Source organism: Arthrobacter sp. SAFR-044 (assembly GCF_059414985.1).
Genome location: NZ_JBPFDN010000015.1, coordinates 62,221 through 85,808 on the forward strand (window position 1 = coordinate 62,221; position 23,588 = coordinate 85,808).

Annotated in this window: 22 protein-coding genes, 1 tRNA gene and 1 pseudogene; 7 read left to right on the top strand and 17 right to left on the bottom strand. The window is 66.3% G+C overall.

Going from position 1 to position 23,588, the window contains the following annotated elements:
* Window positions 1–220 precede the first annotated feature (220 nt).
* The 4 genes from ACR65J_RS18740 to gcvH all read right to left on the bottom strand — a co-directional run bounded on the left by ACR65J_RS18740 (window position 221) and on the right by gcvH (window position 2,484).
* The gene (locus ACR65J_RS18740; protein ID WP_056331728.1) at window positions 221–724 is read right to left on the bottom strand and encodes a bifunctional nuclease family protein; all 504 of its coding nucleotides are present in this window, start codon (window positions 722–724) and stop codon (window positions 221–223) included.
* Window positions 724–1,440, bottom strand: a complete 717-nt coding sequence (gene ftsR, locus ACR65J_RS18745) for a transcriptional regulator FtsR (protein WP_018763526.1) — start codon at window positions 1,438–1,440, stop codon at window positions 724–726. The genes ACR65J_RS18740 and ftsR overlap by 1 nt, the downstream gene beginning before the upstream one ends.
* Window positions 1,441–1,463: 23 nt before the next feature.
* Window positions 1,464–1,940 carry an FHA domain-containing protein gene (locus ACR65J_RS18750; protein WP_440171893.1) on the bottom strand — a complete coding sequence of 159 codons (477 nt, stop codon included), beginning with the start codon at window positions 1,938–1,940 and terminating at the stop codon, window positions 1,464–1,466.
* 157 nt (window positions 1,941–2,097) lie between these two features.
* Complete coding sequence (gene gcvH / locus ACR65J_RS18755; protein ID WP_440171895.1) at window positions 2,098–2,484, bottom strand: glycine cleavage system protein GcvH; 387 nt, start codon at window positions 2,482–2,484, stop codon at window positions 2,098–2,100.
* A gap of 167 nt (window positions 2,485–2,651) precedes the next feature.
* On the opposite strand from gcvH, the gene ACR65J_RS18760 reads away from it, so the two are divergent.
* The gene (locus tag ACR65J_RS18760) at window positions 2,652–3,521 is read left to right on the top strand and encodes an Fpg/Nei family DNA glycosylase (RefSeq protein ID WP_440171897.1); all 870 of its coding nucleotides are present in this window, start codon (window positions 2,652–2,654) and stop codon (window positions 3,519–3,521) included.
* A 111-nt stretch (window positions 3,522–3,632) separates the two neighbouring features.
* Here the strand turns inward: ACR65J_RS18760 and ACR65J_RS18765 are convergent.
* The 10 genes and pseudogenes from ACR65J_RS18765 to ACR65J_RS18810 form a co-directional block, all read right to left on the bottom strand.
* Window positions 3,633–3,709 (bottom strand) — tRNA-Pro (locus ACR65J_RS18765).
* A 136-nt stretch (window positions 3,710–3,845) separates the two neighbouring features.
* Window positions 3,846–5,393, bottom strand: a complete 1,548-nt coding sequence (der, locus tag ACR65J_RS18770) for a ribosome biogenesis GTPase Der (RefSeq protein WP_440171899.1) — start codon at window positions 5,391–5,393, stop codon at window positions 3,846–3,848.
* A gap of 10 nt (window positions 5,394–5,403) precedes the next feature.
* A pseudogene (locus ACR65J_RS18775) lies at window positions 5,404–6,121 on the bottom strand (lysophospholipid acyltransferase family protein).
* Complete coding sequence (gene cmk / locus ACR65J_RS18780; protein WP_440171901.1) at window positions 6,114–6,827, bottom strand: (d)CMP kinase; 714 nt, start codon at window positions 6,825–6,827, stop codon at window positions 6,114–6,116. Before cmk ends, ACR65J_RS18775 begins: the two are co-directional and overlap by 8 nt.
* On the bottom strand, window positions 6,827–7,936 hold the full coding sequence (locus ACR65J_RS18785) for a prephenate dehydrogenase (protein ID WP_440171903.1): 1,110 nt from the start codon (window positions 7,934–7,936) through the stop codon (window positions 6,827–6,829). The genes cmk and ACR65J_RS18785 overlap by 1 nt, the downstream gene beginning before the upstream one ends.
* A 3-nt stretch (window positions 7,937–7,939) precedes the next feature.
* Entirely contained in the window at window positions 7,940–9,148 is a 1,209-nt protein-coding gene (locus ACR65J_RS18790; protein WP_440171905.1) for a pseudouridine synthase, read from the bottom strand.
* Between the two features lie 126 nt (window positions 9,149–9,274).
* On the bottom strand, window positions 9,275–9,961 hold the full coding sequence (gene scpB, locus ACR65J_RS18795; protein WP_440171907.1) for an SMC-Scp complex subunit ScpB: 687 nt from the start codon (window positions 9,959–9,961) through the stop codon (window positions 9,275–9,277).
* Window positions 9,958–10,773: a segregation and condensation protein A gene (locus tag ACR65J_RS18800; RefSeq protein WP_440171909.1), complete on the bottom strand. Its 816-nt coding sequence runs from the start codon at window positions 10,771–10,773 to the stop codon at window positions 9,958–9,960. The genes scpB and ACR65J_RS18800 overlap by 4 nt, the downstream gene beginning before the upstream one ends.
* Window positions 10,774–10,780: 7 nt before the next feature.
* Entirely contained in the window at window positions 10,781–11,680 is a 900-nt protein-coding gene (locus ACR65J_RS18805; protein ID WP_079597205.1) for a ParA family protein, read from the bottom strand.
* A 230-nt stretch (window positions 11,681–11,910) separates the two neighbouring features.
* Complete coding sequence (locus ACR65J_RS18810; protein ID WP_440171911.1) at window positions 11,911–13,257, bottom strand: cation:dicarboxylate symporter family transporter; 1,347 nt, start codon at window positions 13,255–13,257, stop codon at window positions 11,911–11,913.
* A gap of 159 nt (window positions 13,258–13,416) precedes the next feature.
* On the opposite strand from ACR65J_RS18810, the gene ACR65J_RS18815 reads away from it, so the two are divergent.
* Entirely contained in the window at window positions 13,417–15,051 is a 1,635-nt protein-coding gene (locus ACR65J_RS18815; RefSeq protein ID WP_440171913.1) for a sensor histidine kinase, read from the top strand.
* The gene (locus ACR65J_RS18820) at window positions 15,048–15,761 is read left to right on the top strand and encodes a response regulator (protein WP_440171915.1); all 714 of its coding nucleotides are present in this window, start codon (window positions 15,048–15,050) and stop codon (window positions 15,759–15,761) included. Before ACR65J_RS18815 ends, ACR65J_RS18820 begins: the two co-directional genes overlap by 4 nt.
* Window positions 15,762–15,788: 27 nt before the next feature.
* On the opposite strand, the gene ACR65J_RS18825 is transcribed toward ACR65J_RS18820, so the two are convergent.
* Window positions 15,789–17,693 carry a propionyl-CoA synthetase gene (locus ACR65J_RS18825; RefSeq protein WP_440171917.1) on the bottom strand — a complete coding sequence of 635 codons (1,905 nt, stop codon included), beginning with the start codon at window positions 17,691–17,693 and terminating at the stop codon, window positions 15,789–15,791.
* Between the two features lie 172 nt (window positions 17,694–17,865).
* Here ACR65J_RS18825 and ACR65J_RS18830 point away from each other — a divergent pair, with 172 nt between their 5' ends.
* The 4 genes from ACR65J_RS18830 to ACR65J_RS18845 all read left to right on the top strand — a co-directional run bounded on the left by ACR65J_RS18830 (window position 17,866) and on the right by ACR65J_RS18845 (window position 22,193).
* Window positions 17,866–18,522, top strand: a complete 657-nt coding sequence (locus tag ACR65J_RS18830; RefSeq protein ID WP_440171919.1) for a GntR family transcriptional regulator — start codon at window positions 17,866–17,868, stop codon at window positions 18,520–18,522.
* Window positions 18,515–20,035, top strand: coding sequence for an MmgE/PrpD family protein (locus ACR65J_RS18835; protein ID WP_440171921.1), 1,521 nt, complete (start codon window positions 18,515–18,517; stop codon window positions 20,033–20,035). Before ACR65J_RS18830 ends, ACR65J_RS18835 begins: the two co-directional genes overlap by 8 nt.
* Window positions 20,035–20,937 (top strand): methylisocitrate lyase, encoded by a 903-nt coding sequence (gene prpB, locus ACR65J_RS18840; RefSeq protein WP_440171923.1) that lies wholly within the window; start codon window positions 20,035–20,037, stop codon window positions 20,935–20,937. Before ACR65J_RS18835 ends, prpB begins: the two co-directional genes overlap by 1 nt.
* A gap of 116 nt (window positions 20,938–21,053) precedes the next feature.
* Window positions 21,054–22,193: a bifunctional 2-methylcitrate synthase/citrate synthase gene (locus tag ACR65J_RS18845; RefSeq protein ID WP_440171925.1), complete on the top strand. Its 1,140-nt coding sequence runs from the start codon at window positions 21,054–21,056 to the stop codon at window positions 22,191–22,193.
* Window positions 22,194–22,253: 60 nt separating this feature from the next.
* On the opposite strand, the gene ACR65J_RS18850 is transcribed toward ACR65J_RS18845, so the two are convergent.
* Together ACR65J_RS18850 and ACR65J_RS18855 are read right to left on the bottom strand one after the other, a co-directional pair.
* A complete protein-coding gene (locus ACR65J_RS18850; RefSeq protein WP_440171926.1) occupies window positions 22,254–22,760 on the bottom strand; it encodes an 8-oxo-dGTP diphosphatase in 507 nt (168 codons plus the stop codon).
* A gap of 35 nt (window positions 22,761–22,795) precedes the next feature.
* Window positions 22,796–23,587, bottom strand: a complete 792-nt coding sequence (locus ACR65J_RS18855) for a hypothetical protein (RefSeq protein WP_440171928.1) — start codon at window positions 23,585–23,587, stop codon at window positions 22,796–22,798.
* Between the last annotated feature and the right edge of the window lies 1 nt (window position 23,588).

The following is a 23,588-nucleotide window of genomic DNA, read 5'->3' on the forward strand; positions in this document are numbered from 1 at the left end:
GTCGTACGCTCCCCCGGAACTGATACAGCAACCGTGGCGTGAAGACCATGGGTGTAATTTCTCCGCGGGGCGCACTTTCCAGTGTGACTTGCGCGGCTGCCGTAAGCAAGGGAACTTGATACTTCGACGTTAGGCCCGGCGGGTCCCGAGGTCAAAGACCCTGGCCGCTTCGATGAGGCGTGTCGAAACTTTCAGCCTTAACTTTAACCTTAACGTGACCTTAGCCGTCGAAGTCCTCTGGTTCCACGTCATCCAGGAATTCCCGGAACCGCCGCAGTTCGCGCTCCTCATCAACGGTGGGGCCGGGCTCGGCGTCCTCCCCCTCGTCATGCTCCGTGATGCGGACCCCAGCCTCGTCCATCACGGAATCGGCGCACCAGATCCGGCACTTGGCGCGCAGCGCGACCGCCAGCGCGTCTGATGCGCGGGAGCTTACGGTGGTGCCGTTTTCAAACTGCAGCTGCCCGTAGAAGATGTTGTCCTCCACGGCAACGATGTTCACGCTGACCACCGAGTGGCCCAGCGACTCCACAACGTCCACCAGGAGATCGTGGGTCATGGGCCTGGGCGGGACCACGCCCTGCTGGGCCAGGGCGATGGCGCTGGCTTCCGGGGTGCCGATCCAGATGGGGACGTGGCGTTCGCCGTGCATTTCCTTGAGCAGGACCAGCGGCTGGTTGGAGGGCAGTTCGATCCGAACGCCCACAATCTCGACTTCGATCATCAGATGTCCATGCGTGAGATGTGGTCCTGCACCAGGGCCCGGTGCAGGGTGAGGCAAAGATCGCTGATCTCGCGGGCCGCCTCTGCCGCGCGTGCCTGTGATGCCGAGTCCTTGCGGGAGGCAAGGGGCGCGACAGCGCGTTCCACCAGGCCGAATTCCCTTTCGGCCGCTGCCTGGAAAGGCCGCAGGTGCCGTGGCTCGAGCCCGTGGCTTTCCAGCTGGACGCAGGCGCGGGCCACCTGCAGGGCATGCTCGTCGAACTGGCCGTTGCTGTGGCTGATCAGGCCGAAGCTCAGGAGCGACTGCAGCAGCGGTACGCTGGCACCGGACTCGGTGCGGAGCTGCTCCTCGCTCAGCTTGCGGCCGCGGTTCTGCAATTCGGCGGCCAGTTCGTCCGAAACAATGCGGGGGGAAACCACGACACCGGGCGGCAGGTTCTCCGGCCGCTCTCCCCTGTCGATGGCGTCCAGGTAGTCCTTGATCACCTTCAGGGGCAGGTACTGGTCCCGCTGCAGGGCCAGCACGAACCGCAGCCGCTCCACGTCGCCGTCCGAATACTGCCGGTAACCGGCAGGGGTGCGCCGCGGGTTGATCAGGCCCTTTTCCTCAAGGAACCGGATCTTCGACGCGGTCATGCCCGGGAAGTCGGCGCTCAGTTGGGCGAGGACTTCACCAATGTTCAGGACCTGGGGGCCCCGGCGTTCCGGTTGTGCCATTGCCACAGGCAGCGGTCCCCGGTTCAGCTGCGGCCTGCAGCCGTGGCAGGGCTCAGGTAGAAGGTGAGGCGGAACTTGCCGATCTGGACTTCGCTTCCGGACTTCAGTTCCACGCTGTCCACGCGGTCGTGGTTGACGTAGGTGCCGTTGAGGCTGTTCTTGTCCACCACTTCAAAGCTGCGGGCGGTCCGCCGGAACTCCACGTGGCGCCGGGACACCGTGACGTCATCCAGGAAGATGTCCGCGTCAGGGTGGCGGCCGGCAGTGGTGACATCCGAATCCAACAGGAACCGGGCACCGGCATTGGGACCACTGTGGGCCACCAGCAGCGCCGAGCCGGCAGGCAGGGCCTCCACCGAGTTGCGCTCGTCCGACGAAAGCCGCGGGGTGATGGTGGGTTCGTCAGTGACGGGGGTGAGATGGATCGAGGTGGTCTCCGACGCCCTAGCCGCACCCTTGCCGTAATCCCCATCGGCAGGGTTGTGTCTGTGGCCAGCCATGGATTCCTCCTCTTTGACGTTGCAGGCATTAAACCGGCAACCAACGGTTAGTCTCCGGGCCTGCCCGGCAGGTCCGGCACCGGCTCCCGATCCGGGCTCTGACGTGCGCAGACGCCGTGCCCGCGATGCGGGGCCGGACCGGACATACCGGTTAGCTTTAGCCTACCTGTTGTTCGTACTCGGATGCACTGAGCAAAGACTCAACCGCGTCAGCTTCGGCCAGTTTGATCTCGATGAGCCAGCCGTCACCGTACGGATCGGTGTTGATCAGCGCGGAATCGCTGTCCAGGGAGTCGTTGCGGGCCACGACTTCACCGGAAACCGGTGCATAGATGTCGCTCACGCTCTTAGTGGACTCAACCTCGCCTACCACTTCGTTTGCCGTAATCTTCGTGCCCACCTCGGGCATTTGTGCGTAAACGACATCCCCAAGGGCGTCCTGGGCAAAATCCGTGATTCCCACGCGGACCACGCCGTCGGCGTTCGGTGCGGTGACCCACTCGTGTTCGGCGGTGTAGGACAGGTCTTCGGGAATGTTGCTCATGGGGGGCCTTTCGTCGGGGTACGCGCCAATGTCACGAGGGGCCCGGAAATCGGGCCGCCGCTGAAAGTATAGGCATAACTGCCGGGGCCGGCACGGGGCTTTCTGACAAGATGGGAGCCATGAGTGCAAGCACGGGTGCAGCATCCTTAGGGCAGGCCAGGTAGCCCATGCCCGAACTGCCTGAAGTCGCCGGCCTCGCCGGGTTCCTTGATGAACAGCTGCGGGGCTGCGTGGTCACCAAACTGCAGATCGTCTCCTTCGCCGTGCTCAAGACGGCGGATCCGCCCTTCAACGCCGTCGAGGGCCGTACAGTGTCCGGCGTCCGCCGGTTCGGGAAGTTCATCAGTATCGAGACGGACGGTATTTCGCTGGTGTTCCACCTGGCGCGGGCGGGCTGGGTGCGCTTCACCGACTCCCCTGCAGACCGTCAGCTCCGCATGGGCAACGGCCTCATCGCGGTCCGGTGCGCGTTTTCAGGGCCCAATGGGCCGCGGGGCCTGGACCTGACGGAGGCGGGTACCAAGAAGAGCCTGGCCGTCTACGTGGTACGCGATCCGCAGGAGGTGCCGGGCATCGCCACTCTGGGCCCGGATCCTTTTACGGAGGCGTTCGACGCCGGCATGCTGGCTGAGATCCTGGGTGGCAGTTCCCAGCAGATCAAGGGCCTCCTGCGCAGCCAGAGCGTCATCGCCGGGATTGGCAACGCTTACAGCGACGAGATCCTGCACGCCGCCCGGATCTCGCCGTTCGCCATCGCCAAGTCCCTGGACCGGGAGACCGTGCAGGTGCTGTACGACGCCATCCACAGCGTGCTGGGTGAAGCGCTGGCAGAGTCGGCCGGCAAGCCGCCCAAGGATCTCAAGGACGTCAAACGCAGCCATATGCGGGTCCATGCGAGGACCGGCCAGCCCTGCCCGGTCTGCGGCGACACCGTCCGCGAAGTGTCGTTCGCGGACACAGCACTCCAGTACTGCCCCACCTGCCAGACCAAGGGCAAGATCCTGGCGGACCGGAGGACGTCGAAGTTCCTGAAGTAGGCATGGACTCCACGCGGGCATCGCAGACGGCGCAGGGTGTCGGATGCACCGGGTCCCGCAAGCCAAAAAAGCGAAAAGCGCCGGAGAAATTCTCCGGCGCTTTCCGCTTTCTGGTCGGGCTGACAGGATTTGAACCTGCGACCCCTTGACCCCCAGTCAAGTGCGCTACCAAGCTGCGCTACAGCCCGCTGGTTCCGCCGTTCTCCGCTGAACCCAACCCGAAGGTTTTCATCAGCAGTCCGGCCGAACCACCTAGAAGAGCTTACACGATCCGGAGGGGTGCCAGTGACACTTTCCGGTGATCAGCCCCAAGGTGTGTCGCAATTAACGCTTGCGGCCACGCTTCTCCCGGACGCGCATGCTCACCTCGATGGGCGTGCCCTCGAATCCGAAGGTCTCCCGCAGGCGCCGCGTGATGAAACGGCGGTACCCGGGATCCAGGAACCCGGTGGTGAACAGCACGAACTTCGGCGGCCGGCTGGAGGCCTGGGTGCCGAAGAGGATCCGGGGCTGCTTGCCGCCGCGGACCGGGTGCGGGTGGGCGGCGACGAGCTCGCCCAGGAACGCGTTAAGGCGCCCGGTGGGGATGCGCCGGTCCCAGTTCTCCAGCGCCAGGTCCAGGGCAGGGACCAGTCGGTCCTTGTGCCAGCCGGTCTTCGCGGAGATGTTGACCCGCGGCGCCCAGTCCACGTGGGCCAGGTCCTGTTCGATTTCGCGCTCCAGGTAGCGGCGGCGTTCATCGTCGAGCAGGTCCCACTTGTTGAAGGCCAGGACAAGCGCCCGTCCGGACTCGATGGCCAGCTGCAGGATGCGCACGTCCTGTTCGCTGAGGACCTCGTCCACAGCAAGGAGCACGACGGCGACCTCCGCCTTCTCGAGCGCGGCCTGCGTCCGCAGTGAGGCGTAGTAATCGGCACCCTGCGCCATGTGCTGGCGGCGGCGGATGCCGGCGGTGTCCACGAAACGCCAGGTGCGGCCGCCGAGTTCGATGAACTCGTCCACGGGATCGCGGGTGGTGCCGGCAGTGTTGTCCACCACCACTCGCTCGGATCCTGCCAGCTTGTTCAGCAGCGAGGACTTGCCCACGTTCGGGCGGCCGATCAAGGCAATACGCCGCGGGCCGCCGGAGCGTTCCACTCCTTCAACGGTGGAGAACTCGGGCAGCGTGTCCATGATGTGGTCCAGGAGGTCGGCCACGCCCCGGCCGTGCAGGGCGGAGACGGGGTACGGCTCGCCGAAGCCCAGGCCCCAGAGTGCTGCACTGTCGGCTTCCTGGGCAAAGTCGTCCACTTTGTTGGCCACCATGATGACCGGCTTCTTGCTGCGGCGCAGCATCTTCATGACGCCTTCATCCGTAGCGGTGGCGCCGACGGCGGAGTCCACTACGAAAAGGACGGCGTCGGCGAGTTCCACTGCCATTTCGGCCTGCTCTGCAACCCTGGCGTGGATGCCGCGGGCGTCGTGTTCCCATCCCCCGGTGTCCACCAGGGTGAAGTTGCGGCCGTTCCAGTTCGCGGAGTACATCACGCGGTCGCGGGTCACGCCGGGGGTGTCCTCCACGACCGCTTCGCGGCGGCCCAGGATGCGGTTCACCAACGTGGACTTGCCCACGTTGGGACGGCCGATGATAGCCAGGACGGGGTCCAGCTTGAGCGGACCCTCGAGGTCCTCGTCGCCGTATTCCCCGCTCAGCAGGGCGGCGTCGTCCTCGTCCAGCTCGTAGTCCTCCAGGCCGGCCCGGAGGGAGGCGGCACGGAGCTCGGCTTCGTCGTCGCCAATCGCTGCCAGGCGCTCTGCAACCTGGTCGGTGCCGGAGGGGGTGTATTCGTCGTCGGCGCCGGAGTGCCCGGAAGTCTGGGTGGTGTCGCTCATTGCACTGTCCTTAGTGGTCATCTGCCGGCGTCCCCGGCTACTGCTGTCAAGTCTGTGTGGTCAGCGAAGGGCAGGGGCTGCCCGCTGAGTTGGATGGTGTCCTGGACGTGCCCTGCCAGCGCTGCACGGATGTCCTGCGCCGCCCTGTCCATTGAAGCACGGCCGGTTTCACCGGCCCGGCGGGCCAGGGTCAGGGCTGATCCGAAGCTGACGTGGATGCGCCGCCCGGGCCGTGGAACGAAGTCCAGGTGCTCGTCTCCCCGCCTGGTGCCCAGGATGGCGACCGGGACCACGGGCGCTCCGGAGTTCAGCGCCAGCCAGGCCACCCCGCCGTTGATGTCCGCTGCTGCGCCGCTCCCCCGCGTCCCTTCCGGAAGAATGCCTACGCAGCGCCCGGCGTCGAGCACGTCCTTGCAGCGCTGCAGCGCTGCGCGGTCCCCGCTGCGGTCCACGGGCAGCTGCCCGGAAGCGGTGAGCACGCGGCCCAGGAAGCCCTTGAACATCTCCTGTTTCACCAGGATGTGCATGGGCCGCGGCGCGGCGCCGAACATCACCGGCCCGTCAAGGAAGCTGATGTGGTTGGCTGCGAAAATCACCGGTCCGCCCGTGGGCACGTTGGTCCTGCCGTTCACGGTGGTCCGGTAGACCAGGTGGTCCAGGATCCAGCCCACCGGCCTGCTCCATGCCGTGGTCAGCCCGGACGGCAGGCCGGCCCCGGCGTCAGTCACGGTTCAGGACCTTGGTGACGATCACGAGGGCAGCATCCACGGTCTGTTCGAAGTCGAGGTCCGAGGAATCCAGCGTCACTACGCCGGAAGCGGCCTGCGTGAAGTTCACTACCGTGGAGTCCTTGGCATCCCGGTGCGTCACCTGGGCTGCCAGCTGCTCGGCGTTCTGCGTTCCGCCCAGCTGGATGCCCCGGCGGCGGAGGCGGGCTTCCTCGCTGGCGGTGAGGAGCATGCGCACCTCGGCACCGGGGGCGACGACGGTGGTGATGTCCCGTCCTTCCACCACCATCCGGCGGTGGTGCTTTTCGATCAGGTCCCGCTGCCGCCGGATCAGTTCGGTGCGGGCACCGAGCGTGGTGGCGACGGCGCTGACGGCGGAAGAAATGGCCGGCTCACGGATGGCATCAGTGACGTCCACGCCACCGACCCGGACATATTCCTCCAAGGGGCTGGTGCTCAGTTCCAGGACGAAATCGCGGGACGCTTGCTCCACCGCAGCGCCGTCCTCGAGGTCGATCCCTTCGGTCACGCAGTACCAGGTCAGGGCACGGTACATGGCGCCGGTGTCCAGGTAGGCCAGCCGCAGCCTGCGGGCAACTTCCTTGCTCACGCTGGACTTTCCGGAGCCTGAAGGCCCGTCGATGGCAACCACCAGCGGCCGGCCGATGCGCAGGGCGCGCATGGATTCGAGGAGTTCCTGTGTCATTACTGAAGTACCCGCCATCCGCGGTCGTTGAGAGCTTCGATCAAGTGGTCGTGCTTGTTCGGCAACACGGAGATTTCCACCATACCCACGTTTTGGCCCGAGGAGTGGTCAAGCCGCAGGTCCTCAAGGTTGACGCCGATCTCCCCGATCTCGGTGAGCAGCCGGGCGATTTGGCCGGGTTTGTCATCCACCAGGACGGTAAGCCACGCGTAAGCCTGCGGCGGGCCGCCGTGTTTCCCGGGGATCCGCGCCTGTCCGGCGTTGCCCTCGCTGATCAGCTGCGCGAGGTCCAGCCGTGCCCCGGGTGCCGTGGGGTTCTCCAGGGTTCCAATCAACCGGTTCAGGTCTTCCCGGACACCGTAGAGGATCTCCACCACCTTGTCCGCGTTGCCGCCAAGGATCTGGACCCACAGGGTGGGGTCGCTGGCTGCGATCCTGGTGACGTCCCGCAGGCCGTTGCCCGCCAGGGACAGCGCATGCAGCGGAGTTCCCTGCAGCCGGCTGGCGAGCAGCGAGGACATCACCTGGGGCAGGTGCGAGACCAGCGCAACAGCTTCGTCGTGTTCGTCAGCCGTGAACTGCGAGACGACGGCCCCAAGGTCCGAGGCGAGCGAGCGGGCCACCTGCAAGGCGGCACCGGACGTTTCCTCCGAGGGGCAGAGCACCCAGGGCATGGAGGTGAAAAGCTCACCGCGCGCCGCCACCGGGCCGGACTTTTCCCGTCCCGCCATGGGGTGGGTCCCCACGTAGCGGGACAGGTCCACGCCGGATTCCCGCAGCCGGGCCAGGATGTGCGCCTTCACGCTGGCGATATCGATGACCACAGCATCCGGGTGGGTGGATAAGGCGGCGAGGACGACGTCGGCCGTGACGTCCGGCGGAGCAGCCACCACCACAAGCTGCGGCGACGCGTCGCCGAGTTCGGACAACGGGCGCCCGGCACCGATGTCCACGGCCACGGCCTGGTTGGTGGGCGACGGGTCCGAAAGGAACACGGGCACTCCGCGCCCCCGCAGGCCCAGCCCAATGCTGGTGCCCAGCAGTCCGGTTCCAATGACCACCACCGGGCCATCCAGGTGGCCGCGGCCATGGCTTTTGAACGCGGACATGCCTCAGAGCCCTACGGATGCCAGCAGGTGGCCGACTTCCTGCTTGCCCAGGTTGCGGATGCTGCCCTGGCGCTGGTCGCCGAGCCCGATGGGGCCCACCTTGACGCGGACCAGCCGCTGGACCGGGAAACCAACAGCATCGAACAGCCGGCGCACAATCCGGTTCTTGCCGGAGTGGAGCACAACCTCGATCAGCACGTGGCCGGGGGTGGAGTCCACCAGGCGGAAGGAGTCAACCGAAGCGAACCCGTCCTCCAGCTCGACGCCTGCCTTCAACTGGGCGCCGACGCCCTGCGGGAACGGCCCCCGCACCTGCACCAGATAGGTCTTGGGTACTTCATAGGACGGGTGGGTCAGCCGGTTGGCGAGTTCGCCGTCGTTGGTCAGCAGCAGCAGGCCTTCGGTGGCGACATCGAGCCGACCGACGTGGAAGAGGCGTTCGCCGGTGTTCTTGTTGTTCTTCAGGAAGTCGCTGATGCAGGGACGGCCCTCAGGGTCTTCCATGGTGGACACCACGCCCTTGGGCTTGTTGAAGACCATGTACACCAGGTTCTCGTCCAGCTGGATCCGCAGTCCGTCAACGTGGATCACGGCAGTCTTGGGGTCCACGCGGACACCGAGTTCGGTGACCACCTGGCCGTCCACCTCAACGCGGCCCTCGGCGATCATCTCCTCGCAGACGCGCCGGGACGCGACTCCTGCGGAGGCCATCACCTTCTGGAGGCGCACGCCGTCGGCATCGTGGAGTTCGGACTGGGGAACGTTGCCCCGGGGGCCCTTCTTCCGGGCGGGTTTGCGGACCGGCCCCAGGTTCTGGCCAAAGCGTTCGCTGCCGAAGGCGCGGGAAGCGGCTGCACCGGGAGCGCCGGTACGCGGCTTGGGCTTGAGCGCCCCGGGAGTTCCGGGGGCTTTCTTGGCACCGGGCTTGCGGGCCGCCGGCTTGCGCGACGACGGCTTGGCACCCCTGGCGGGCTCGGCTCCGCGTCCCTGCTGGTCCCCGGCGAGGTCGGGGTCGATGAAGCGCTCTTCGCGTGGCTTGGGCGCGCGGTGCGGACGGTCGCCGCCGAATCCCGAGGCACGCTTGCCTGCTCCGCCGCGGGAGCCGCCGCTGAAGCTGCCGCCCTGTGCCGGGTTGCGCTGTGAACTGTTTCGTTCGTTCCCGCCGCGTCCCGAACCGTTACGTGGTGAACCCTGGCGTCCCGCCTGTGTCATGACCCGTCCTTCAATATGTTTTGGCCGGCTGAGATGTCCAAGGACAACCTTAGCCAGCCGCGCAGACTTCGTCTGCCCTGATAAATAACCGTGCTGGATGGACTGGTGCGGGCAGGGGCGTCCTGCCTACATCGTCCCGGCGTCGTAGAACTCTGCGATCCCGTCGAGCCCCGGAAGGTGCGGCGACAGATGGGGCAGGTCCCCCACTGAACTGATTCCCATCCGTTCGAGGAAATACGAGGTAGTCCTGTAGAGGATTGCGCCGGACTCGGGATCCGTTCCCGCGTCCTCGATCAGCCCGCGCTGGGCCAGCGTCCGTACGACAGAGTCAACATTGACCCCGCGAATTGCAGACACGCGCGCCCGGGAAACGGGCTGGCGGTACGCGATGACCGCCAGTGTTTCCAACGCCGCCTGGGTAAGCCTGGCAGTCTGCCCCTCCAGCACGTACTTGCCCACAATGTCGGCAAATTCAGTGCGGGAGTAGATGCGCCACCCACCGGCGATGTTCCGCAATTCAAAACCCCGGGGACTGGATCCGATACCAGCGCTGCTGGCACTCTCCACCTCCGGGGCTTTAACAGTATAGCCGTTATAATCGCGCTGCAGTTCTGCCAGCAGGGTGCGGACCGCATCGACCGTCAGCCCCACCCCCGCGGCCAGCTCCTCCTCCGTGGCCGGCTCGTCCAAAACCATAAGGACCGCTTCCAGGGCTGCCTTGGCACCGCCGGGAAGGTGGGCGAAGTCCGGAGCGTGGCTGGCGTCGTCCTGCCGCTGCGTATGCTGTGCCTGCGTTTCCTGCGACGGGTTCACGGTTGCTCCTCGAATTCTTCGCTTAGGTTTTCCGCCGACCAGTCCCCGCGGCCGGCCGTCCAGTGGATGGCAAGGTCCGCCAGCGGGGACAGTTGGTCGAAGGATACGGCCCGGTCCCGGAACAGTTCCAGGAGGGCCAGGAACCGGGCCACCACAACGAGGGTGGACTCGGCGTCAGCAATCAGGGAACGGAAGGTCAGCGGTGACTCCTGCTGGAGCCTGAGGCCCAGCACTTCGGCCTGCTCCTTGACGCTGACATTGCTGCCGTGCAGGTGGCCGAGGGCAACCTGCGGGGGTTGCGCCGGCACTTTGGGCCGGAGCGCGGCTTCGGCCAATGCGGCGAACTGCTGCGGGGTGTGTTTCCAGACGAGTTCGGGCAGCATGGCTGCGAAATGCTCCTCGAGCGCCACCTGCCGCGGAAAGCGGCGGCCTTCCTGGTGCAGGGTCTCGCCCAGGATGCCGGCCACCTGCTTGAAGGCCTTGTACTGGAGCAGCCGGGCAAAGAGGAGGTCCCGGGCCTCCAGCAGCGCGATGTCCTCGTCGTCCTCGACTTCGCCGGCGGGGAGAAGCCGTGCCGCCTTGAGGTCCAGCAGGGTGGCCGCAATGACCAGGAACTCGCTCGCCTCGTCCAGGGCCCATTCTTCACCGAGCTGCTGCAGCCCGCGGATGTACTTGATGAACTCGTCGGTGACCGTGGCGATGGCCACTTCGGTGATGTCCAGCTGATGCTTGGCGATCAGCCCCAGGAGGAGGTCGAAGGGACCCGTGAAGTTGGCCAGCCGCACCTCGAAGCCGGGTTTGGATTCGGCCACGGCGTGCTTAGGGTGCGCCGCCGCGGGAGATCAGCTCCTTGGCGAGCCGGCGGTAGGCGTCGGCTCCCACGTGGTTTCCGGCGTAGCTGGTGATGGGCTCAGCGGCCACGGTGGCATCGGCGAACTTGATGGAGCGCTTGATGACGGTTTCGAAGACCTTGTCCCCGAACGCCTCCACCAGCCGGGTGATCACTTCGCGGCTGTGCAGCGTCCGTGCGTCGTACATGGTGGCCAGCACGCCGTCCACCTGCAGCCGCGGGTTCAGCCGGTCCTGGACCTTGTCGATGGTTTCGACGAGGAGGGCCACGGCGCGGAGCGCGAAGAACTCGCAGATGAGCGGGATGATGACGCCATGGGCCGCGGTGAGGGCGTTGACGGTCAGCAGGCCCAGGGACGGCTGGCAGTCGATAAGGACGACGTCGTAGTCGTCTTCGACCTTCTTCAGGGCACGGTCCAGGACCTGTTCGCGCGCCACCTCATTGACCAGCTGCACTTCCGCCGCGGAGAGGTCGATATTGGCCGGCAGCAGGTCGACGTTCTCGACGCCGGTTTGGTGGATGGCGTCGCGGATGTCCACCTTGCGGTCCATCAGGACGTTGTACACGGTGAGGTCGAGCTCGTGCGGGTTGACGCCGAGGCCAGCTGACAGCGCACCCTGGGGGTCGAAATCCACCAGCAGGACCCGGCGGCCGTACTCTGCGAGCGCCGCGGCCAGGTTGATGGTGGAGGTGGTCTTCCCGACCCCGCCTTTCTGGTTGACCATGGCGATGACGCGGGCCGGACCGTGGGAGGACAGGGGCGCGGGTTCCGGGAACTCGCGGTATGGGCGCCCCGTGGGGCCCATCACCGCGTTTTCCAGGTCGAATTCCGTGCCCTCCAGAGTTGCTGAACCCTGTTCGCTGCTCACGTATCTGTCCACACTTTCGATGACGGTGATTTCCTGCCGCTGGCTTACCAGCGCCCTTCGTTCTGCTCCCTAGGCTACAGCGCCCGACACGGTATTCGACGGAACTTGACTTTCCGCGAATGTTGAGCCTTGACCCTCTAGCTGAGGTCGAAGGTTGGAGTTTCGGGCAACGCAAAACCGCCCCCGCAGCAGGGCTGCAGGGGCGGTTTGGTGAGTTATGCGGGTGGAGGCTAGGCCTTTGCGGCCTCGCGTGCGCCCTCTTCCTTGGGAGCCATCTCGCCGTGGTGGTGAACCATCATGGTTGCCTCGTCGAAGGGTTCTTCGCCGGAGAGCACCCGGCCCACCTGGCCGCCGTCGATCTCCTTGACCCAGGTCCCCACCAGGACCGTCGCCACGGCGTTTCCGGTGAAGTTGGTCAGGGCGCGGGCCTCGGACATGAAGCGGTCGATGCCTACGATCATGCCCACGCCGCCCAGCAGCTCGGGACGGTGTGCCTGCAGGCCTGCCGCCAGGGTTGCCAGGCCGGCGCCGGTCACGCCGGCGGCGCCCTTGGAGGCGATGATCATGAAGACCAGCAGGGAGACCTGGGCGCCCAGGTCCAGCGGGGTTCCCATGGCGTTGGCCACGAAGAGGGACGCCATGGTCAGGTAGATGGCGGTTCCGTCCAGGTTGAAGGAGTAGCCGGTGGGAACGGTGACACCGACGACCGGCTTGGAGACGCCGAGGTGTTCCATCTTGGCGATCAGGCGGGGCAGCGCCGCTTCGGAGGAGGAGGTGGAGAAGATGATGAGGTATTCACGGGCCAGGTACTTCATCAGCTTGAAGATGTTCACGCCGGCTACCACCTGGAGGAGGCCGCCCAGGATCACCACGATGAACAGTGCGCAGGTGATGTAGAAGGCGATCATCAGGGTGAACATGCTCACGATGGCCTGGAAGCCGGTTGCACCGACGACGGCGGCGATGGCACCGAAGGCGCCTACCGGGGCGAGCCACATGATCATGATGAGGATGCGGAACACCAGCGCCTGGCCGTACCCGATGGCCTTGAGGATCGGTGCGCCCTGGGCGCCCATCTTCTGGAGCGCAAAGCCAACCAGGATGGCGGCCAGCAGGGTGGGCAGGACGGGAACGTCACCGGGAATGATGCCCAGCAGGAAGTCCACGGTGCTGTCCGTGGCCGCCTTCTTGTTGGGGTCGTAAGGCGTCAGCTTCAGGCCTTCGCCCGGGTGGATGATGTTGCCCACCACCAGGCCAATGGCCAGGGCGAAGGTGGACATGACGATGAAGTAGCCCAGTGCCAGGCCACCCACCTTCCCGACGGTGGCTGCTTTGGCAATGGAGCCGATGCCCAGGACGATGGTGCAGAAGATGACTGGTGCGATCATCATCTTGATGAGCTTGACGAAGCCGTCGCCCAGGGGCTTGAGGGACTTGCCCACCTCCGGGAAGAGCAGGCCTACCACCGCGCCAAGGATGACGGCGGCGATAACGGCGATGTAGAGGTAGTGGGACTTGTCCAGTCCCTTGCGCCGCGGGGTCGCGGTCTCGAGCGACTCTCCTCGTTGAGAAGCCATGATGTGTCTCCTTGTGGATATTCTGATAGACGCTGCGGCGCAGATTCTGGGCTCAACACGTCCGTGCAATGTGATATCCATCATTGGGCACTCCGTGATACAGCTCACCGTTGCGTTCATATTGGTCGCGGCATCCGCAGGGGTCCCTTGGAGGTTTGCATGATCCACCGCTGGAGCATCGCCCGCCGGCTCTTCCTGGCGAACCTGCTGATCGTCGTTTCCTTCATCGCCATCGTGGGGACTGCCGCCTATGTGGACGCCCGGGACCGGACGTATGACGAAGCCGGCCGCCGGATGGAAGGGGTGGCCGCCTCCATTGCCGCCAATCCCCTGGTGCTGCAGGCTGCCGCCACTCCGGACCCGTCCGCCCTGCTGCAGCCTTACGCAAAAGACGTCACCAGCGCCGCCCATATCGATTTCATCACCATCATGGCGCCTGACCGGACCCGCTGGACGCACCCACGGGACGAAGAACTGGGCCGCCCGTACATCGGCTCCATCGACGCCGCATTGCAGGGCAGGGCATTCACCGAAGTCACCGCGGGCACCCTTGGCCCCTCCGTCCGCACCATCGTTCCGGTCAAGGACGCCCAAGGGACCGTCAAGGCGCTGGTGGCAGCGGGCGTCACCGTCCGCAGCGTCGATGTGGCCTTCACCGGCCGCCTGCCGGTCCTGCTCGCCGTGGGCATAGCCCTGCTGGTGGGCGGGTCCCTTGCGTCGTGGCTGCTGGGCAGGTATCTCCGCCGGGTGACGCGCGGTTGGGGGCCCGAACAGCTGGCACAGCTGTTCACCTACTACGAATCGGTCCTGCACTCGGTCCGCGAAGGACTGATCCTCATCGATGCCAGGAAGCGGGTGGTGATGTACAACGACCAGGCCGCCGAACTGCTGGGCCTGGCCGAAACCGGCAGCAACGATCCCACCCGGCCCCCGTCGCTGGCAGACCTCCCCTTGGACAGCGAACTGCGCAGCCTGTTTGAATCCGGACGCACCACCAAGGACGAGATGGTGCTGACCGGATCCCGCGTGCTGGTCGTTAATCAGGGGCCGGCAAGGGGCCCCGAGTCCCCCGGGTCGCGCGGAAAGGTGCCCGTATACGGAACAGTGGCCACGCTCCGGGACCGGACGGAGATCGAGGCCCTTGGCAATGAGCTGCAGACCATGCGGACCCTCTCTGATGCGCTGCGTGCCCAGACCCACGAACACGCCAACCGGCTCCACACCATGGTCTCGCTCCTGGAACTCGGCCGGACAGGCGAAGCCCTCGATTTTGCCACCCAGGACCTGGCCCTGAGCCAGCAGCTCACTGACGACATGGTGAGCTCGATCGATGAACCCGTGGTGGGGGCCCTGGTCATGGGCAAGGTGGCCGAGGCCCACGAACGCGGCGTCCAGCTGGATTTCTCCACCCTCGGCTCCGGCGCGGCAGCCGGGGTGGCTGTCCAGGACCTGGTGACGATCCTGGGGAACCTGTTGGACAACGCCATCGACGCCGCCGCGGATGCACCTCCTCCGCGGCGGGTGGATCTGACGCTGGAGTTGGACGAGGAAGGACTGGACATCGCCGTCAACGATTCCGGGGCGCCCATCGACCCCGCGGATTCGGAAAAAATCCTCAGGCACGGATTCAGCACCAAGCCTGCGGGGACCGGGGGCCGGGGAATCGGCCTGGCGCTGGTCCGGCAGGCCGTGCAGCGTTTGGGCGGTACGCTGGCCATTAACGGCCGGCGCGGCGCGAAGTTCGAAGTATTCCTTCCTGCGGCGGTGCCCGTGGAGAAGGAGCATAGACAGTGAGCAACATCCGGGTCCTCGTCGTCGAAGACGAGGCCGTCGCCTCGGCCGCCCACGCCGCGTACGTGGGGCGGCTGGAAGGATTTGAACTCGCGGGGACCGCGCCCGACGGGCAGTCCGCCCTGCGGCTCCTCAACGAATTCGTGGCTGCGGGCGAGCCGGTGGAACTGGTCCTGCTGGACATGAACCTGCCCGACCTGCACGGCCTGGACATCGCCCGGCGCATGCGTTCGGCCGGGATCCTCGCGGACATCGTCGCCATCACCGCCGTGCGCGAGCTGGCGATTGTCCGCAGCGCCGTTGCCATCGGCGTGGTCCAGTACCTGATCAAGCCGTTCACGTTCGCCACCTTCTCGGACAAGCTGGAAAACTACCGCCAGTTCCGCCAGCAGCTGGCAGGTTCACCCGGCGGCCCCGGCAAGGGTGGCGCTTCGCAAAGCGAGGTGGACCAGGCTTTCGCCAGCCTCCGGGCGCCGTCCGAGCTGCCGCTCCCCAAGGGCCTCTCCACCTCGACGCTCGGCTCGGTCCAGGAGTTCCTCCGCCGGCAGCCCGAAGCAGTGTCCGCCACCGAGGTCATGGATGCCCTGGGAATGTCCCGGGTGACGGCGCGGCGTTATCTGGAATACCTAGCGGACGCCGGCACGGTTTCCCGGACCGCGCGCTATGGCACCCCGGGGAGGCCGGAAAACGAGTACCGCTGGAACGCGCGCTGACCCGCCCCAGGCTGCATGCCTGGCGGGTCAGCGGGCTTCCGCCCCGCCCACCCGAAGGGCGCCGATCAGCTGCTCGATAACCCCGGGATCCTCGATGGTGGAGGGCACCGTATACTCCTCGCCGTCCGCGATCTGGCGCATGGTCTTGCGGAGGATTTTTCCGGACCGGGTCTTGGGCAAGGCGTCCACCACCGTCACGTGCTTGAAGTCCGCAACCGCGCCGATGTCCCGCCGGACCAGTGCCACCAGGTCCTTGGCCAGGACGTCCTCGGGGATGTCGACGCCGGATTTGAGCACCACGTAGCCACTGGGACGCTGGCCCTTAAGGGGGTCGGCGAGTCCGATCACGGCGCACTCGGCGACGGCGGGATGCTGGCCGATCACCTGTTCCATGGCGCCGGTGGACAGCCGGTGGCCGGCAACATTGATGATGTCGTCGGTGCGGCCCATGACGAACAGGTACCCGTCGTCATCGCGGTATCCCGAATCACCCGTGGCGTAGCAGCCCTCGAAGGCCTGCAGGTAGGACGAGATGAAGCGTTCGTCGTTGCCCCACAGGGTGGTGAGGGTCCCCGGCGGCAGGGGCAGTTCCAGCACGATGTTGCCTTCGGTTCCGGGCTCCACTTCCCCGCCCGCGCCGTCGAGGATCCGCAGCCGGAACCCGGGCATGGGAACGCTCGGTGAGCCCGCCTTGATGGGCAGCGGCTCCAAGCCACGGGGATTGGCGCAAATAGCCCAGCCCGTCTCGGTCTGCCACCAGTGGTCCACCACCGGCACCCCCAAAACCCGGGATGCCCAGTGGAACGTGTCCGTGTCCAGCCGCTCACCGGCGGCGAACAGCGTCCGCAGGCTGGAGACGTCGTAGCCTCCCAGCAGCGATGCCTCCGGATCAGCCTTGCGGATGGCGCGCAGTGCAGTGGGAGCGGTGAACAGCACGTTGACCCGGTGGTCCTGGACTACACGCCAGAACGCCCCGGCATCCGGCGTGCCCACCGGTTTGCCCTCATACATCACGGTGGTGGCTCCGGCCAGCAGCGGACCGTAGACGATATACGAGTGCCCCACCACCCAGCCAACATCTGAGGCAGTCCACATGACGTCGCCGGGACCGATGCCGTAGATGTTCTCCAGGGTCCAGCGCAGGGCGACGGCGTGCCCGCCATTGTCCCGCACCACACCTTTGGGCGCGCCCGTGGTTCCGGAGGTGTAAAGGATGTACAGCGGGTCCGTGGCCTGCACGGCGACAGGGGCCACGGGTTCGGCCGACGCCATGGCCGAGTCCCAGTCCAGCCAGCCCGCATGGTCCGCGGCGGCGGATGCGAACCCGTCGCGCGCTTTGACCAGCACGGGAATGTCCGGCGCGCCGGCCAGCCCGAGGGCCTCCGCAACCGCCGGGAGGTACTCGATGCGGCGGGCCGGTTCGATTCCGCCGGAGGCAGTGACCACCGCGGCGGGGGCGGCATCGCGGATGCGCGCGGCGAGCTCCTTGGGCGCGAAACCGCCAAAGACCACCGAGTGGACCGCGCCAAGCCGGGCAGTGGCCAGCATGGCAATAGCCGCTTCCGGGATCATGGGCATGTAAATCACCACCCGGTCGCCCTTGCCTACGCCGTTGCTGCGAAGCACACCGGCAAAGCGGGCCACGAGGTCGGTCAGCTCGGCGTAGGTGTAGCGCCGCTGCGTTCCCAGCATGGCGGAGTCATGGATCAGGGCATCCTGCCCACCGCGGCCCTCGGCGACGTGCCGGTCCAGCGCGTTGTAGCAGGTGTTCAGGATGCCGTCGGGGAACCAGCCGTAAAGCGGCGCCCGGCTGGAGTCCAGGGCCCGTCCCGGTGGAGTGGTCCAGGAGATCTTTTGCGCTGCCTCCAGCCAGAAATCTTCAGGCTGTTCAATGCTGCGCTGATAGCTGTCCCGGTAGCTGTTGGTGACCATGAGGGTATCCCGTCCACGACGTTGTGATGCAGCTCATGGTAGCGGCCGAGGGACGCTCGCCACAAGGGTCATGTATACAAAACCTTGATGCCAAGGAAGATTTCCCCGCTTCTACTGCATTCAGGCAGCATCTGTGTATACACTGATGCTGTCACCGAGGAAGGAGGACACTATGCGCGCCAGCGACAAGGCCTACGCGGCCCTGCGGGACGACATCATTGAATGGCGCCTGGCCCCCGGCACGGTGCTGGCCGAAGTGGAGCAGTCCGAACGCCTGGGCGTCTCGCGCACGCCGCTTCGCGAAGCACTGGGCCGCCTGACGGCGGAAGGGCTGACGACGGCGGGCGGCCGCGGCGTCGTCGTCACAGACATCTCCCTCGAGGACATCGACGAACTGTTCGAACTGCGCGAAACGCTGGAGGGCAAGGCTGCCGCGTTAGCCGCCCGGCGCGGCGACGCAGCCACGTTCGAGCGCCTGCAGCGCGAACTCCTCAATGCTCCCCAACTGGTCAGCGGCGAGGACCCAGCCCTGCACGACTACTACGAACTGGTGGGCAGGCTGGACACAGCCATCGACGCCGCCATTTCCAACTCCTACCTGGCCCAGGCCATGCGAAGCCTGCGGGTGCACCTGGTCCGGATCCGCCGGCTGGCTGCGGACGACGCCTGCCGCCTCACAGCCGCGGCCGCCGAACATGCCGCCATCGCGGAGGCCATTGCGGCCGGCAACCCGAAGCTCGCCGAGGCGGCCACCGTCCTCCACCTGCACCGAAGCCTCTCCCACGTCAAAGCAACCCACGCATCCCACCCGAAGGAGCACCATGGTTAAGGAACACCACGTCCGCGTCTATAAGAGCGAAGAGAACCTGCCCCGCGAGGACCAGCTCGCGTACAAGATCGCCCAGGTTGCGGCCGATCCTGTAGCCGTCTCCGACGAAGTGACCGACATGGTCATCAACCGCGTCATCGACAACGCCTCGGTGGCCATCGCTTCCCTGAACCGGGCACCGATCGTCGCGGCCCGGGCGCAGGCGCTCACCCACGGACCCAGCACCGGCGGCAAGGGTTCCAAGGTGTTCGGCATCGAGGAGCGCGTGGCGCCGGAATGGGCTGCCTGGGCCAATGGCGTGGCCGTGCGGGAACTCGACTACCACGACACCTTCCTCGCCGCCGAGTATTCCCACCCCGGCGACAACATTCCCCCGATCCTTGCCGTCGCCCAGCACGTTGGCTCCAGCGGCCACGACCTGGTCCGCGGCATCGCCACCGGCTACGAGATCCAGGTGAACCTGGTCAAGGCCATCTGCCTGCACAAGCACAAGATCGACCACGTCGCGCACCTTGGCCCCTCGGCTGCCGCCGGGATCGGCACCCTGCTGGGCCTCGACGTCGAGACCATCTTCCAGTCGGTGGGGCAGGCACTGCACACCACCACCGCCACCAGGCAGTCCCGCAAGGGCGAGATCTCCACCTGGAAGGCCCACGCCCCTGCGTTCGCGGGCAAGATGGCCATCGAATCCGCGGACCGGGCCATGCGCGGCCAGACCTCACCGGTGCCGATCTACGAAGGCGAAGACGGCGTCATCGCCTGGATGCTCGACGGCCCGGACGCTTCCTACCTGGTCCCGCTCCCCACGCCCGGCGAAGCCAAGCGAGCCATCATGGACACCTACACCAAGGAACACTCGGCCGAATACCAGGCCCAGGCCTGGATCGACCTCGCCCGCAAGCTGCACCGCGAACACCCCGAGGTGACCGACCCGGCCAACGTCGAATCAGTCCTGATCAAGACCAGCCACCACACCCACTACGTGATCGGCTCCGGCGCCAACGATCCCCAGAAGTACAGCCCCACCGCGTCCCGGGAAACGCTTGACCACTCCATCCCGTACATCTTCACCGTCGCGCTGCAGGACGGCGCCTGGCACCACGTGGACTCCTACGCACCGGCACGCGCTGCACGCCCGGACACCGTGGAGCTGTGGCACAAGGTCACCACGGTGGAGGATCCGGAATGGACCCGGCGCTACCACTCCCTCGACATTGCCGAGAAGGCCTTCGGCGGTTCCGTGGAGATCACGCTCAAGGACGGCACCGTCATCATGGACCAGATCGCCGTCGCCGACGCCCACCCCCTCGGCGCCCGGCCGTTCGCCCGGGAACAGTACATCAACAAGTTCCGCACCCTCGCCGCGGGGCTGGTGGAGGAGGCCGAGATCGAAAGGTTCCTCGCCGCCGTCGAACGCCTCCCCGAGCTCGCCGCCGGCGAGCTGGACCAGCTCAACATCACCGCCGCGCCCGGGGTCATCGACCTGGCAGCGGCACCGAAGGGACTCTTCTGATGCTGTATTCGAAGACCACCCCGGAGCAGAAGCGGATCCGTTTCCGGGAGCTGCTGTCCTCCGGTACCATCCAGCAGTTCCCGGGCGCGTTCAACCCGCTGTCCGCCCGGCTCATTGAGGAAAAGGGCTTCGCCGGGGTGTACATCTCCGGCGCCGTCCTGGCCAACGACCTGGGCCTGCCGGACATCGGCCTGACCACGCTGACCGAAGTGGCCACCCGGGCGGGCCAGATCGCGCGCATGACGGACCTGCCCTCGATCGTCGACGCCGACACCGGCTTCGGTGAACCCATGAACGTGGCCCGCACCGTGCAGGAGCTGGAGAATGCCGGCCTGGCCGGCTGCCACATCGAGGACCAGTTCAACCCGAAGCGCTGCGGCCACCTGGACGGAAAGAACGTGGTGGACCTGGACACTGCCACCAAGCGGATCCGTGCCGCAGCTGATGCCCGCCGGGACCCGAACTTCCTCATCATGGCCCGCACCGACGTCCGTGCCACCGATGGACTGGAGGCGGCGCAGCAGCGTGCCAAAGCCCTGGTTGAAGCCGGCGCCGACGCGATCTTCCCCGAAGCCATGAAGGACCTCAGCGAGTTCAAGGCCATCCGGGACGCGGTGGACGTGCCGATCCTGGCCAACATGACCGAGTTCGGCAAGAGCGCGCTCTTCACGGTGGATGAACTGGCGGGAGTGGGCGTCAACATGGTCATCTACCCGGTGACGCTGCTCCGTAGTGCCATGGGGGCTGCTGAGCGTACTCTGGAATCGATCAAATCCGACGGCACCCAGGAGGCACAGGTTCCCAGCATGCTGACCCGTGCCAGGCTCTACGACCTCGTTGACTATGAGGCCTACAACCACTTTGACACCGGGGTGTTCAATTTCCGGATTCCCGGAACCTGACATCCCGCCCCTGCACCACACCGGACGCCGGCAACTGCCGGACAAGGCCTTTGGAACAAGGCTTTGAGGACACCGGCTTCAGGAACACAGGCTTTAGGAACAAAGGAGTTTCAGCAATGGCTGAAAATGAGATCAAAAAGGGCCTCGCCGGCGTCGTGGTGGACTACACCGCCGTCTCCAAGGTCAACCCTGACACCAACTCCCTGCTCTACCGTGGCTACCCCGTCCAGGAACTGGCCGCCCGGTGCAGCTTCGAAGAAGTGGCCTACCTGCTCTGGAACGGCGAACTGCCCACAAAAGAGCAGCTGGCGGAGTTCACCGCGCGGGAGCGCGCCGGACGTGCCCTTGACCCCGTGGTGAAGCAGGTCATCGACGCCTTGCCGGTGACCTCGCACCCGATGGATGTCTGCAGGACTGCGGCCTCGGTGATGGGTGCCCGGCACCCGCTGGCCGAGGACTCCTCGCGGGATGCCAACATGGCCAAGGCCGTGGACCTGTTCGCCGCGATGCCGGCCGTCGTCGCCTATGACCAGCGCCGCCGGCACGGCCAGGAACTCGTGGAGCCCCGCGATGACCTGGGCTATTCGGCGAACTTCCTGTGGATGGCCTTCGGCGAGGAACAGGTGCCCGAGGTGGTGGAGGCTTTCAACGTCTCGATGATCCTCTACGCCGAGCACTCCTTCAACGCGTCAACGTTTACCGCCCGCGTCATCACGTCGACGCTCTCGGACCTGCACTCGGCGGTGACCGGAGCCATCGGGGCACTGAAGGGTCCGCTGCACGGCGGGGCGAACGAGGCCGTCATGCACACGTTCGACGAGATCGGCATCCGGCAGGAGGAGTCCCTCGAGGAGGCTGCGGCGCGGGCGAAGGCGTGGATGGAGGATGCCCTGGCGCAGAAGAAGAAGGTCATGGGCTTCGGCCACCGTGTGTACAAGCACGGCGATTCCCGGGTTCCCACCATGAAGGCTGCCCTGGACAAGATGATCGCCCACTACGGCCGCCCCGAGCTGCTGGGGCTGTACAACGGCCTGGAAACTGCGATGGACGAGGCGAAGGCCATCAAGCCGAACCTGGACTACCCCGCCGGGCCCACGTACCACCTCATGGGTTTCGATACGCCCACGTTCACTCCGCTGTTCGTGGCCAGCCGCATCACGGGCTGGACCGCGCATATCATGGAGCAACTGGATGCCAATTCGTTGATCCGGCCACTGAGCGAATACAACGGTGTGGAGGAACGGCACCTGGCCTAGCGTTTGGCAGGAACGTCAGACGGCGGGCGGGCGCCTTGGTGCCTGTTCCGCCGTCGGCGTTTAACCCCCTGGCGTTTGGCCGCCCTGGCCGAGGAGGCTATGGGACGAAGCGACGGTCTCGTTGTCGGTGTGCATGGTGACCACCACGTTGACCCTCCGGCCCTCCAGCACCACCGGCAGCCAGTGGTCGGCGTCCTGCCACATGCGGTCCACAGGCAGGGTATCCACCGGGAACCACTCGGGCAGGATCTCGTCGCTGGGTTCCGGTTCGCCCTCCCAAATACGGGCAGTGAACAGCGTGGTCTGCATGTCCCAGTCCGGCCGCGCCGGGAAGACGAAGTGCACGGCACCGGCGTCGGCCAGGTCCTCCACCCGGAGCACCACGCCGGTTTCTTCCAGGACTTCCCGGACGACTGCCTGCGCGTCGGTCTCCCCCGGTTCCACATGGCCGCCGATGCCCACGATCTTGCCTTTGCCGAACCCCGTTTGCTTGAGCCCCAGGAGGACTTCGGCCCCGTTCTCCCCGTCGCGGAGCAGGAAGCAGAGGGTCACCTGGGAGGATTTCATGTGCACAACCCTATAGCTGCCAGCGGGCCCTGAAGCTATCCGCCGGACGGGCCCTCGCCAACCAGTTGCTGCCGGAGCTCCACCGGCAGCCCCTTGGTGGCAAAGTCCCGGTCCATCGCTTCCTGGGGTGTGAGGCCCTGGTTGTTGAGCGCCTGGAACTCCCAGTTCAGGACGCTGGCGGTCTGCTGGCGGAAATCGCAAAGGAACCGGCTGTCCTGCAGCCTGGCAATCTGGTACCAGGCGTTGCCGCCATCGAGTTGGAGGGCTTTGGCTCCCTCATCCGAGATGGAGAAGGCCAGCCAACCGCCGGCACAACCCAGGACGGTGTAGAGATGCTGTTGGTCGGCGGGGATCGGGAAGATAATGCGCTGCTGGTCACTTCGCTGCAGGTCCACGTTGTCCATGGTGCAGGGCACCCCGCCGGTGCTCAGGCCACCGGCGGCGGGGTTTCCCGGTTGTGCGGTGGAGGATGGCGCGGTGGCTGTGGGTTTTCCACTGGCCGGCGGTGTGGCCGACGGGCTGGCCGAAGCAGGGCTTCCGGCTGGCTCCAAGGGCGCCACGGCGGGGCCGGGCATGGGCCTCTGTGCCATGGTTCCGCCCACGTATACGGCGCCGGCCACAGCTGCCGCAGCGAGCACTGTCGCAGCAGCTGTGCGGACGGCTGTCCGTCCCCGCTGGGTTCGGCGTTCCGGTGCCCGGGCGGCCAGGTGGATGACTTCCGTTTCCACGATGGGCCCCAACCCGTGGGCCGCGTCGCCTCCGGCCACCTCATTCGGTGCCGTGGGCCGGGGCTTGGCTGCCTTCATCAACTGCTCGATCCGATCCATG